Here is a 13,135-nt window from a genome sequence, read left to right as displayed (position 1 = left end):
TGCTATGCCTTAACAGCTACTATTAAGTTTCTATTAATTGATTGATTCACTCTATGTAAGTAATTATTATAAGGTGACTCATCAAGTACTTTAAATCCATTTTCCTCTAGCACTACTGCCACATCATCATACTTCATTGTAAATTCATTATATGATAAAACAATACTTCCTTTTGTCTTTAAAACATGATGCCATGCAGGTATTGCTGTCTTTAAAAGCTCTAGTGGACTTCTTGACATGTTTGAGTCCTTATGGCTTTTACTTCCATGTTGAACGCCATAAGGCAAGTCAGATATGATGATATCACATGATTTTTTCTTAATAAGAAGATTTGCTATTCTTGTATCTGCGTTAAACAATTGAAGTGTTTGAACATTTCCAGCATTAAAATCAGCTTTCTCTGCTGCTGCTTTTAAACTAAATATATTTGCTATCTTTTTACCATTTGAATCCGACTGCTTTGACTTTTCAGCCTTATGTTTATATCTTCCTTCCTTTAAGAATCTAATAACATATGTTTGAATTTCTTGAGTCCATTGTCCATTGATTTCTAAACCCTTAACATCAAACCCTCTAATAAGGCCTTCGTATAAAGTAGTTCCTTTACCACACATTGGATCAAACAAAGTAATCTTATCACTTCCTGTGCTACATGCACTAAGCGCAAGATTTACCATAAGTCTTGTAAATTGTTCATTTGTCTTACCATTATACTTTAAAATTTGAACCATACTTTCAGGGAATGTATGAAAATCAGGAACGTTAATAGGTCTTAACAGCCCGCCTTCTACTATTTCAAACAAAGCATAATAAATAGATGAAAATCCTAAAACTCTGAAATCTTCCTCTTTAAGCTTTCTTTTTGTACTAAAACTTATTGAATCTGGAAGTCCTAGATTCCCCTCTTCAATGTCATTAATCTCCATATCATATGCACCAGCCATCGCTTCAAGCTCTGAAACAGCAATTTTAAGTGCTGTTTCAAAATAAATACGATTATGTCCTGGATTAGCAAGTATTACATATCTATTCAAATTAAAACCTTCTTTCTTACTATTTCAATTACATATTTATACTTATATCATCAATGAATAACTTATCATATATTAATCAAACAAAGAAACTATATATGTTTTGCAATAAACTATACCCCACTTTGGACATTGAATTGTTCTTTGATACCCTACATACCCCTAACTTTGTGCTTACTTATGGTACGGCTCACCCTTCATAATCCTAAACCCTCTATATACCTGCTCAAGCAATATGACTCTCATTAATTGATGGGGAAAAGTCATAGGAGAAAAAGACAACTTGTAATCTGCTCTTTTCAATATTTTCTTAGATAAACCTAAAGATCCCCCAATAATAAAAGCTATACTGCTATGTCCCCCAACCCCTAGCTTTTCTAGTTTGTCTGAAAGTTCTTCTGATGAGATCATTTTTCCTTTGATGTCTAATGGGATTACATACATTCCATCCTTTATATGCTTTAGAATTTTTTCTCCTTCTGCATCTTTGATTTGTTCCATTTCTTTATCACTTAAATTTTCTGGTGCCTTTTCATCTGATACTTCAATGATATTTAGTTTGCAATATCTAGAAAGCCTTTTTTTATATTCATTAATAGCACTTACTAAATATTTTTCTTTGATCTTTCCTACTCCAATAATTGTTATATTCAAAAAATCACTCCTTCTCACAAAAACAGACGAGGGTTTCCTCGTCTATACAACTAAGTATTTAGGTGGGTTTTTACAAAAATCGCAGGTATTAGGACTACTCCAATCTGTAAAAGAAACTTTATCAAGTTCATAAATATCTGGTGGCTGCTCGTAAACTTCTACAAATTCATCAATTGCTTGAGGAAGATGCTCCGGACAAACTACATACATATTTTTTCACTCCAAACCAGTTTTTCATTATTTTTTATTTCATAATAAATGTTATCTATTGTTCAATCTTAGGTTTTGCTTCTAATAGAACCTCTAAATTCATCTCTTGATCATTTCTTAAAACTTTTATAGATACTTTATTTCCTGGTCTATATTCATAAAGTTGTTTGATTAACTGTCTCATGGTATTGATCTCTTTATTGTCAATAGCTACAATAATATCTTTCGGTTTCATTCCTGCCTTACTTACTGGAGAATTAGGAAAAACTTCATGAATAAATACACCCTTATTACTTTTTAAGTTTCCACCATAATACATTTTATATTCTTCTGCACTAATTCCTCGTATCCCTAAATATACTTTTGTAAATTGACCTTTTTCAATAAACTCATCTACAATAGGTTTAGCAATATTAATAGGAATAGCAAATCCTAGTCCTTCTCCCGTTCGAATTTTCGCTGTATTGATTCCTATGACTTCTCCCTTATTATTCAGAAGAGGTCCTCCGCTATTTCCAGGATTAATGGATGCATCTGTTTGAATAAGACCTTCTATTCTTTCAAACTGATTGATCTCAATACTTCTTTCTAGCCCACTGATAATTCCTGAGGTAACTGTTCTTTCAAATTCTAATCCTAGTGGATTTCCAATAGCTATACTAAGCTCTCCTACTTCTATATCTTCAGAATTCCCTAATGTTGCTACAGGTAAATCCTCTGCTGAAATCTTTACAATGGCTAAATCTAATGTAGGATCATTCCATAAAACATCTGCTTTTAAATCTCTTCCATCATATAAAAGTACTTTCACTTCTTCCGTTTGCCCATCATTGACTACATGAGAATTTGTAAGAATGTATCCTCTATGATCTACAATGACTCCTGTTCCAACACCTTGTCCTCTGTGTACTCCAAAGAAAAAATCTTTTTCTACGGTAATAGTTGTAATTCCCACTACTGAAGGCATGGATTTTTTCACTACTGCTGGTATAACATCTATTTCTTTCCCTTTAGTGACGATTTCAATATTAGGTTTGATATTTCTTTGATACATCTCTGGATAGGGAATATATTTTCCATAAAGAAATGCAGGTGCAATATAAGCCATAACAATGCCACCAATCATAGCAGAAATCATAGCCACAATACACATGGTAAAAAAAGATATTTTCTTTTTTTCTTTGTATCTAGTTGGTTTTGGTGGATCTATATAATATTTTGAAGAAGGAATGTTTTCTTTTTCTTCATCAACTTCAATTTTGTTTTGAAAGTCATCATGATTAAAATCCATTTGCCCACCTTCTTTTTTTATTTGTAAATACCTAATAATAAAATTTAGCCTTCTAACCTAACGATCCTTATTATTTCTTTATATGATATACACTGCTCACCCGATCCCGATAAGTCAAGTCTACATTAATATCTAATCCAATTTTTATATCTTTAGATGATAATACATTTTTCACCGTTTCAAAGGCTAATTCAGGAAAATTATTTTCCTTACTTAAATGCCCTAACAACACATTATTTATTGGCATATCTAATTTTACTAGTTCTGCTATAATTTCTCCTGCTGTTTCATTAGAAAGATGTCCTTCATCTCCCATAACCCTTTTCTTTAAATACCAAGGGTATCTACCCATCTTTAGCATCTCTACATCATGATTAGATTCAAGTAGCAATACATCCGATCCTTGTATCTCTTTCTTTACAGTTTCTGGTACATATCCTGTATCTGTAACAATACTCACTTTTGCATGATCATGATAAAAAGAAAATCCTACTGGCTCTATAGCATCATGAGAGATAGAATAAGGTTTTATTTTAATGTCTTCTATAAAAAATTCTTCTCCTGTATCAAAATATCTTATGTTTTCTTCATCTACTTTTCCGAGTTTATCTTTCATCTCTTTCCAAGTATTATTATTTGCATATATTGGAATATTAAACCGTCTAGATAAAATACCTACACCCTTAATATGGTCATTATGTTCATGAGTAATGAGTATTCCTTGTACCTTTTCCATATCTTTTCCGATACTTTCCATAGCCTGTTGAATTCTTTTTCCCGATAATCCAGCATCTATTAATAAACTTGAATCTGAACTCTCAATATATTGACAGTTTCCACTGCTGCCACTAGCCAATGAGCAAAATGTTAACCCCATACTTTACCTCCTGTTTATTCATTCATATATTTAAAGAAAAAGACAGGCGCATGCACCTGCCTGTTTATTCGGCTCTTTTAATTTTTGCTCCTAAATTTAAAAGCTTTTTCTCTATGGACTCATATCCTCTATCAATATAATGAATATTATCTATTTCCGTAACACCTTCTGCCATAAGCCCTGCAATGACTAAAGCTGCACCTGCTCTTAAATCTGTTGCAGCTACCTTTGCACCAGATAGTCTATCAACACCCTCAAAAACAGCTACATTTCCCTCAACTTTAACCTTTGCACCCATTCTTTTTAATTCATCCACATGTTTAAATCTTCCTTCATAGATAGTTTCCGTAACAATACTTGTACCCTTTGCTTGAGTTAAAATGGCTGACATGGGTTGCTGTAAATCTGTAGGAAATCCTGGATATACTAATGTTTTTATATTCACATTTTTTAATTGATCTCTGCCTACAACTCTTAAAGATTCTCCATACTCTTCAACTTCTAATCCCATTTCTCTTAACTTTGCTGTAATGGGATCAAGATGTTTTGGAATAATATTATCAATAATCACATCTCCACCTGTACCTGCAGCCATCAACATAAAGGTACCTGCTTCTATTTGATCAGGAATTACACTATACGTGCATCCCTTCATTTCTTCTACACCTTTAATTTTAATAACATCTGTTCCTGCTCCTCGTATGTCAGCTCCCATGGCATTCAAAAAGTTTGCCACATCAACAATATGAGGCTCTTTTGCTGCATTTTCAATAACTGTTTTTCCCTTGGCTCTACAAGCTGCCATCATAATATTGATGGTTGCCCCTACACTAACAACATCTAGATATATTTCTGCACCTTTTAGTTCTTCTGCTTCAGCATGAATAATACCATGTTCAATAGTTACCTTTGCTCCTAATGCTTCAAATCCTTTTATATGCTGATCAATAGGTCTTGAGCCAATATTGCACCCTCCTGGATAAGCAACCTTTGCTTTTTTAAATCTCCCAAGGGAAGCCCCTAACAAATAATAAGAAGCTCTTAGCTCTTTTGCCAGTTCATATGATGCAAAACACTCTTCTATGCTACCTGTATTCACAGACATAACCCTTTTTTCTTCATCAAATTCTACTTTTGCACCTAGTTCTCCTAATATTCTTTTTAATACATGTACATCTTCAATATTGGGTAAATTTTCTATAGTGCATAAATCTCCTGCTAAAATAGACGCTGGAATAATAGCAACTGCAGCATTTTTAAATCCACTTATATTTACCTTTCCTTTTAGCTTATGTCCACCTTCTATTAAAAGTTTACTCATTTGGTATTTCCAACCCTTTCAATAATCTTTCCGTTCTGATTTTATTTAAAATTTCCCATTGAAATGGAAACAATCGTTCGTCTAATATGTAAACCTCATTACATTATATCATGATTATTATTATTTGATAAGTATTTGGTTATAAGAAATTAATTACATTTATATGGATAAATCTTATAGATTTTATTCTGTTCTATAAAAAAATGATGCACCTTTTTATCCCATAAGATGCATCATTTCTCATATTTTTTTATAAACTTATTACTTATAAAGACAAATATACGAAGTCTCTTCTTTGATCTTTACTTGAAATTTTTCATTCGGCTCTACAATAAAAGTTTGATTTGCTTGAATTTCTTCCCATTGTTCTTTTCCTGGAAGCTTTACTGTCATTTTTCCACTCGTAACAGTCATATACTCTTTACTAGAAGTTGAAAACTCATATTCTCCTATAGCCATTACACCAATGGTAGCAGGTCCATCATTTGTCTCAAAAGCAATAGATTTTACTTTTCCTTCAAAATACTCATTTGTTTTAAACATTTGAACAACTCCTTGATCTCTATTTTTATTTTGATAATTGAATTGATTTTTCTGTACATGCTCTCATAGCAGAAATTACACCATCTCTTAATCCTTTTTCTTCAAGAACTGCTACAGCTTCTATAGTTGTTCCTCCTGGAGAACAAACCATATCCTTTAATGCTCCTGGATGCATTCCTGTTTCTAGTACCATTTTCGCCGAACCAAGTACTGCTTGAGCTGCAAATTTATAAGCTTGAGCTCTTGGCATACCATCTAATACTGCAGCATCTGCCATAGCTTCAATAAACATATATACATAAGCTGGAGATGAACCACTTACAGATGTTACAACATCCATTAATTTTTCACTTACAACTTCAGCTTTTCCAAAGCTTTCAAATATATCTACTATTTCTTTTAATTCTTCTTTTGTAACCATTTCATTGGCACATACTGCAGACATTCCTTCTCCTACAAGGGCTGGTGTATTTGGCATAACTCTTACTACTTTTAATTTTTTACCAAACATTTCTTCTGTTCCTTCTATTGCCTTTCCTGCAGCAATGGTTACAACAATAACATCTTCCTTTACTTGATCTTTAATGCCTTCTATGACTATTGGATATAGATTTGGCTTAACAGATAGAATTAAAATATCTGCTTTTTTTGCTGCTTCATTATTATCTGTAGTTGTTTGAACACCATATTCTTCATTAACTGCGGCTAAGCTTTTTTCATTTAAATCACTTACGATTATTTCTTCTGGTGAAAAAACTTTTGCAGCAATAATTCCTCCCATCATTGCTTTTCCCATGTTTCCGCTTCCTATAAAACCTAATATTTTTGCCATTTTTTATAGCCTCCTTTAAATATAAGTAGAGAAGAACCCATTCTTCTCTACTTTTTTACTAAACTAAAATGTTTGTTCTGTTCTTTCTATAATCTCATTTTGTAGCACTTTGTCAAGGTTACAGAAATAATCACTATATCCAGCAACACGAACAATTAAGTCTTTATATTCATCTGGATTCTTTTGTGCTTTTAAAAGGGTTTCTTTGCTTACAATGTTAAATTGAATATGATGTCCATCCAATTTAAAGTAAGATCTTACTAAGTGTGCTAAATTGTCTAACCCATCTTCTCCATCTACAATACTTGGAGTGAATTTTTGATTTAAAAGAGTTCCACCAGTAATAATATGATCCATTTTTCCTGCTGATTTAATTACTCCAGTAGGTCCATTTGTATCAGCTCCCTTTGATGGAGAAATGCCATCTGCTAAAGGTACATAAGCTTTTCTTCCATCTACAGATGCACCAATTACTGAACCAAAGTATACGTGGCAAGTAGTTGGTAACATATTGATTCTGTGTACGCCACCTTTTCCATTTGGTCTACCTGTTACTTCATCATAATATGCATGGAATACTTCTTTCATAATATCATCTGCATAGTCTTCATCATTACCGTATTTAGGTGTCTTGTTTTTCACTAAGTTTTGAATATCTTCATATCCTTCAAAATTAGCTTTCACAGCTTCTAACAATTCAGTCATAGTTACTTTTTTATGATCAAACACATTATACTTAAGGGATGATAGCATATCTGTAATATTTCCAATCCCTACCCCTTGAATATAACTTGTGTTGTATCTTGCTCCACCTGCGTTATAATCTTTTCCATTTGAAATACAATCATCCATAATCACAGAAAGGAATGGTACAGGCATTTTCGTAGCATATAATCTTTCAATCACTCTATTTCCTTTTACCTTTATATCTATAAAATGATGTAATTGCTTTTTATACGCTTCGAATAGTTCTTCATAAGTCTCAAAATCTGCTGGATTTCCTGTTTCAATTCCTAATCTTTGACCACTTACTGGATCTAATCCATTGTTTAAAGTGATTTCTAAAATTTTTGGTAAATTCATATACCCTGTAAGAATATAAGCTTCTTTTCCAAATGCTCCAGTTTCTACGCATCCACTAGTACCACCACATCTTGCATCTTCTATCGTTTTTCCTGCTCGAAGCATTTCCTGAATAACTGTATCTGTATTAAAGATAGAAGGTTGCCCCCATCCTTTTCTTACAATTTTTAATGCTCTTTTTAAGAACTTTTGTGGTGTTCTCTTACTGATTTGAACATTTGAACTTGGTTGTAATAGTTTCATTTCATCAATAACATCTAATACAATATAACTTACATCATTTACACCATCAGATCCATCTGGCTTTAATCCACCACTATTGATATTTGCAAAATCTGTATAAGTTCCACTTTCCTTTAATGTTACCCCTACCTTTGGAGGTGCTGGTTGGTTATTGAATTTTACCCAAAAACATTGTAATAATTCTTCTGCCTTTTCACGAGTCATAGTTCCTTCTTCTACTTCTTTTTTGTAAAATGGATATAAGTGTTGATCTAATCTTCCTGGGTTAAATGCATCCCATGGATTTAATTCTGAAATCACACATAAATGTACAAACCAATACATTTGAAGGGCTTCTTCGAATGTTCTTGGTGCATTTGCAGGCACCCAGCTACAATTTTCTGCAATATGAAGAAGTTCTTCTTTTTTTACAGGGTCTTTTTCTTCATCTGCCATTTTTCTTGCTAACTCTGCATATCTTTTTCCTAAAGTCATGATTGCATCACAAGCAATGCTCATAGATCTTAATTGATTCTTTTTATCTAGTGCTTCATCATCATGATAAAAATCAAGATTCTCTATTGCTTTTTCTATTTCTTCTTTAAATGTTAAAAATCCTTTTTTATATATTTTCCCATCTGCAACAGTGTGCCCAGGTCCTCTTTGCTCCATAAACTCTGTAAAGATTCCTGCTGCGTAACAATCTTTCCATTCCTGTGTCATATTACTTAAAATATGGTGACGCATAGATCTATTTTCCCAGTAAGGAATAATTTCTTCTCTTTGAATTTTCTTTGCTTCTTCATTTACTTTAAAAAATATTTTTTCACGATCATTCATGATCTGAAAATCTTCTATGGTATGACAACATAACTCTGGATATGTTGGTGTAGCTGCTGGTCTTTCTCCTCTTTCTCCTACAATAAGCTCTCCATCATTGATACAAAGCTCTTTTGTGGACATAAATTCCTTTAATGCAAGTGCTCGAAGTACTGGTACTGGTTCACTTCCTTCATATTTTTTATACGTACGATCCACTGCCGCTGCTCTTTCCATAGAAATATACGGTACTGCCTTTACACTTTGTTCTCTAAGCTTTTTTACTCTTTCTGTCATCATATTAATTAACCCCCTATCTTTACTTTCAAGCCAGATGCTTTAAACTTTTCTTGTATTTGTGCCATTCTTTCAGTTGATGGCTTTTCCATACCAGATAGCTTATACTCCATCTCTAGTCTTTTATATTTATCCATTCCCATCTTATGAAAGGGAAGTAGATTTACTTGTGTTATATGAAGATTGGATAAAAACTTTATACTTTCATTAATGTGCTCATCATCATCGTTAATTCCTTTAATGATAGGCATGCGCACATAAATATTGGCGCCCTTACTTGATAATTTCTTTAAATTTTCTAGTATGATTTTATTAGATACACCTATATATTTTTTATGCAACTCATCATTCATTATTTTTAAATCATATAGGAACAAATCTACTTGATCAGCTATTTTCTCAAAATTTTCCCAATCTGTATACCCACTGGTATCTATGGTTGTATGAATTTCTCGCATATTACATTCTTTTAATAGGTCCTTTAGAAAATCAGCTTGACACATAGGTTCTCCTCCTGAGAAGGTAACGCCCCCACCTGATTCTTCATAAAATATTTCATCTTTTTTTATTTCCTTCATAAGCTCCCTAACGGTTAAGTCTTTTCCAACATATTCTAGTGCCCCATTTGGACAAAAATCAGTACAGTTTCCACAAAGAGTACAGTTTTCTTGATGGATTACAGGAAAGCCACTGCTTAATTCTATACATTCTTGTGGACATCTTTTTACGCAAGTACCACACCCTTTGCAGCGCTCCTTAAAAAACATGATTTCATGTTTGAAATTTTGACTCTCAGGGTTATGACACCACCAACAATTTAAGGGACATCCTTTAAGAAATACAGTTGTTCGAATCCCTGGTCCATCATGAACAGAATATTTTTGGATATTTATAATAGTCCCTGTTTTCATCAAATCACTTCCCAATTTTATTTTTAAAACCCTTCTATTTCCTTTTATCTATGGCTTTTAATATATTTGATTGTATATGAACCCTTTTCTCTCATCAATAATAAATTTACTATTTATGCGAAAAACATGAATAAATAATTTGCAAAAACTCCTGCAGCGATTCCCCCAATAAGATGGGTAATAATTGCTTTTGTCGTTAATTTGCTCATACCAACAGAATCCATCATCCCAACATGAGTACTAAGAAATCCTGCCCAGCATATTCCCATAGCTGACCATACTGCAATATCATGAGCATTCATTAATCCTTTTTCAAGTAACCCTTTTGTCATTCCCATAGCAGCACCAACAGCACCTAATGATGTAATCGGTAATGCTAAAGCTTCTGTACTAGAGAATCCAAAAAGTGGTTGGATAATAGGTGATAATAAATCTCCTAATTTAGGAAGAAGTGCAACACCTTCATAAGCTGCACCTTTATAAACAGCTACGCCTTCTTCCATTCCACTTGGTCCAAAGGTTAACATCATCACAGCAGTACAAACAATAAGGATTCCTGGGATAACACTAAGTCCTAAATCAACACCATTTTTCCCACCCTCTAGCATAGCTCCTAAAGTACGCTCAAAAGTATTTCCAGGACGAATGGGTCTCATATCTAAAAGATGTTCATCTTCTAAGCCATCCGTATTGATTTCTTCATTTCCATAGAATTTTTTAGCTACACGAAGCATTAATCGAACACTTACAACGCCTCCTAAGACTGCCCCAATATTACCAATAATAATAGCTGGAATAAATTCAGTACCGAGTCCTAAAACATAGCTTGTAACAATCAATCCCATTCCAAATACTGTTCCTAAGTTACAAAGGGACGCCAACTGATATTTCTTAAAATACTTAGAAAATCCTTTATCTTCTATCAATGGCAAGATAGCTGGATTATCAGAAATATAAGTTGTTACTGCTCCAAGAGAAGCTGCTCCAGGCAAACCAAATAAAGGTTTCATAATAGGGGATAACAATTTATTTACTAATGCAATCACACCAAATTCAGACATTAATGCAGCAGCAGCACCTGCTAAAACAGCAACAGCCATAATAAATAGAGCTGTATTTAATAAAAGATCGTGACCTGTTTTCATCATAATACTAAACATAATTCCTACACCCATAGTTTTTCCTAAATACCCAAGTAAAAGGGCTACTGCACCAAGGAAAACAAAAGTTTCCGTTGATATAGCTTTTTTTGTTAAGTTGTTCTTTGTTTTTTCCACTAGACATACCTCCATCATCATATTTTTTTAATACAAACTTTGTAAAGTAAAGCTATTATTAAAAATTGACCACCTCCTGTTAACTCTATCTTCATTCATTTATTATTAAAATGAATGTCTATTTACTCCTTGATCTTTGTTTTTTCCTTTAAAGCTGCAATACTTGCAAAATAAACAAATGGACCCACAATAATACTTAACATCGCCATCATCCAAAACAGGGTACTTATTTCCATCTATCTTTCCTCCTTTGCAGAAGCTAAGAATTTTCCATCCTCCATATAGGATGGTGCAGTAATCCACTTAGATAACTTGTCATTCATAAAATAGAAAGCAACTAATGTAATAAAAATTTGAGCAACAACTGTACCAAAGCTATCTACTAAGAATGGATTCCACCAATCTGTTGGATACCATGTGATAGCTTGCCATAACCACCAACCTACAACCAATGAAAAGAGTACTGGAAATAATCTAATACAAAAGTTATAGTATTTTCCTATTTTCATATCACTGCCCGGATTCAAAATTTCTACACGGAAGCGATTCACTCCAAATTTATAAACAGCCATTGCAAAGAATAACCCACATACTAATAAGCCAATTCCCCAAACAAAATCTTGATTATTTAAAATATCTGCACTATACGCCGAAGGAAGGCCTAATACAAATATGCCACTCATAACCATAATGGTTGCTTTTTTTCGATCATATCCTGCATTAACAAGATTACGTACAATTACTTCTGTCTGCGGTATAATAGATGTTAATGCTGCAAGAGATAAAGCAAAGAAGAAAAATATAGCGATAATTTGTCCTCCTGGAATATCAGAAAATAATTTCGCAAGATAAATAAAAGTAAGTCCTACATTTCCTCCTTCTAGTGCCTGCATAGCATCTGATTGTGTAGCAGAAAGAGCAAATACAGCCGGAAGAACTGCCATTGCAGCAACGGTTGCTCCCATAGCGTCTCCAAAAGTAATCATAAAGCTATTGACTACAACATCTTCATTTTTCTTGAAATAATTAGAATAAGTAAGCATCATTGCCCAGCCAGCACCTGCTGACCAAGCAGATTGTGTTAAAGCATTTAGCCATACCTTAGAGGATGCAAAAGCCTTGAAATTTGGTACAAACAAAAACTTCAGTCCAACAATAGCACCTGGCTGCATCAATGACCATCCTGCTGCTACAATCAAGCTAATAAATAACAATGGAATAGCAATCTTCCCTACTGCTTCTAACCCTTTTTTTACCCCTCTATAAATGACAATCCCTGTTAAAAATATAGCAATGCATTGAAAGAAAATCGTTTGCTTTGGATTCCCAATAAATCCATTCCATAAGGCTTGCTCATCAAATCCAGGTTTTAAAGCTCCTTGTAATGCATACACAAAATATCGAATAGCATACGCAAATACTACTGCATAATATCCTGTAATGGCTGTACATACCAATGTAATCCAACCACCAAACCAAGTTTTTTTCTTTCCAGCAAAATCTCTAAAGGCTCCTATAGCTCCTAATCTTGTTGATTTACCCATTCCCATTTCTGTCATGAGAAGAGGAACAACCCATAAAAGATTGCAGATCGTATAAGCAATTAAAAACGTTCCTCCTTGATTACTTCCTACAATACGTGGAAATCTCCAAATATTCCCCGTACCTACGGCCATTCCCATTGCCGCTAAAATAAATCCTAATCTACTTCCCCATTGTTCGCTTTGGTGATTATTTTCACTCATAAGTAACCTCCTATACTGTCTA

General features: G+C 33.4%; 12 protein-coding genes. All 12 read right to left on the bottom strand.

Going from position 1 to position 13,135, the window contains the following annotated elements:
- Positions 1-2: 2 nt before the first annotated feature.
- Positions 3-1,034 (bottom strand): TRM11 family SAM-dependent methyltransferase, encoded by a 1,032-nt coding sequence (locus K7H06_RS19525; protein ID WP_223037668.1) that lies wholly within the window; start codon positions 1,032-1,034, stop codon positions 3-5.
- A 171-nt stretch (positions 1,035-1,205) separates the two neighbouring features.
- A complete protein-coding gene (rlmH, locus tag K7H06_RS19520; protein WP_223037667.1) occupies positions 1,206-1,685 on the bottom strand; it encodes a 23S rRNA (pseudouridine(1915)-N(3))-methyltransferase RlmH in 480 nt (159 codons plus the stop codon).
- Positions 1,686-1,727: 42 nt separating this feature from the next.
- Positions 1,728-1,895: a CxxH/CxxC protein gene (locus tag K7H06_RS19515; RefSeq protein ID WP_223037666.1), complete on the bottom strand. Its 168-nt coding sequence runs from the start codon at positions 1,893-1,895 to the stop codon at positions 1,728-1,730.
- 55 nt (positions 1,896-1,950) lie between these two features.
- A complete protein-coding gene (gene htrA, locus K7H06_RS19510) occupies positions 1,951-3,186 on the bottom strand; it encodes a serine protease HtrA (RefSeq protein ID WP_223037665.1) in 1,236 nt (411 codons plus the stop codon).
- Positions 3,187-3,256: 70 nt separating this feature from the next.
- Complete coding sequence (locus K7H06_RS19505; RefSeq protein WP_223037664.1) at positions 3,257-4,063, bottom strand: MBL fold metallo-hydrolase; 807 nt, start codon at positions 4,061-4,063, stop codon at positions 3,257-3,259.
- A 64-nt stretch (positions 4,064-4,127) separates the two neighbouring features.
- Positions 4,128-5,384 carry a UDP-N-acetylglucosamine 1-carboxyvinyltransferase gene (locus tag K7H06_RS19500; protein ID WP_223037663.1) on the bottom strand — a complete coding sequence of 419 codons (1,257 nt, stop codon included), beginning with the start codon at positions 5,382-5,384 and terminating at the stop codon, positions 4,128-4,130.
- Positions 5,385-5,645: 261 nt separating this feature from the next.
- On the bottom strand, positions 5,646-5,927 hold the full coding sequence (gene ppnP / locus K7H06_RS19495; protein ID WP_223037662.1) for a pyrimidine/purine nucleoside phosphorylase: 282 nt from the start codon (positions 5,925-5,927) through the stop codon (positions 5,646-5,648).
- A gap of 25 nt (positions 5,928-5,952) precedes the next feature.
- Positions 5,953-6,759 carry a pyrroline-5-carboxylate reductase gene (proC, locus tag K7H06_RS19490; RefSeq protein ID WP_223037661.1) on the bottom strand — a complete coding sequence of 269 codons (807 nt, stop codon included), beginning with the start codon at positions 6,757-6,759 and terminating at the stop codon, positions 5,953-5,955.
- Positions 6,760-6,822: 63 nt separating this feature from the next.
- Positions 6,823-9,183: a trans-4-hydroxy-L-proline dehydratase gene (gene hypD, locus K7H06_RS19485; protein ID WP_223037660.1), complete on the bottom strand. Its 2,361-nt coding sequence runs from the start codon at positions 9,181-9,183 to the stop codon at positions 6,823-6,825.
- A gap of 5 nt (positions 9,184-9,188) precedes the next feature.
- Positions 9,189-10,091 (bottom strand): trans-4-hydroxy-L-proline dehydratase activase, encoded by a 903-nt coding sequence (locus K7H06_RS19480; RefSeq protein ID WP_223037659.1) that lies wholly within the window; start codon positions 10,089-10,091, stop codon positions 9,189-9,191.
- 113 nt (positions 10,092-10,204) lie between these two features.
- On the bottom strand, positions 10,205-11,389 hold the full coding sequence (locus K7H06_RS19475) for a CD0519/CD1768 family membrane protein (RefSeq protein WP_343216799.1): 1,185 nt from the start codon (positions 11,387-11,389) through the stop codon (positions 10,205-10,207).
- A 215-nt stretch (positions 11,390-11,604) separates the two neighbouring features.
- On the bottom strand, positions 11,605-13,113 hold the full coding sequence (locus K7H06_RS19470) for a sodium-dependent transporter (protein ID WP_223037657.1): 1,509 nt from the start codon (positions 13,111-13,113) through the stop codon (positions 11,605-11,607).
- Positions 13,114-13,135: the final 22 nt, after the last annotated feature.

The sequence above is a fragment of the Crassaminicella profunda genome (assembly GCF_019884785.1).
Lineage (GTDB): Bacteria > Bacillota > Clostridia > Peptostreptococcales > Thermotaleaceae > Crassaminicella > Crassaminicella profunda.
This window is presented reverse-complemented; position numbering and strand designations above follow the sequence as displayed.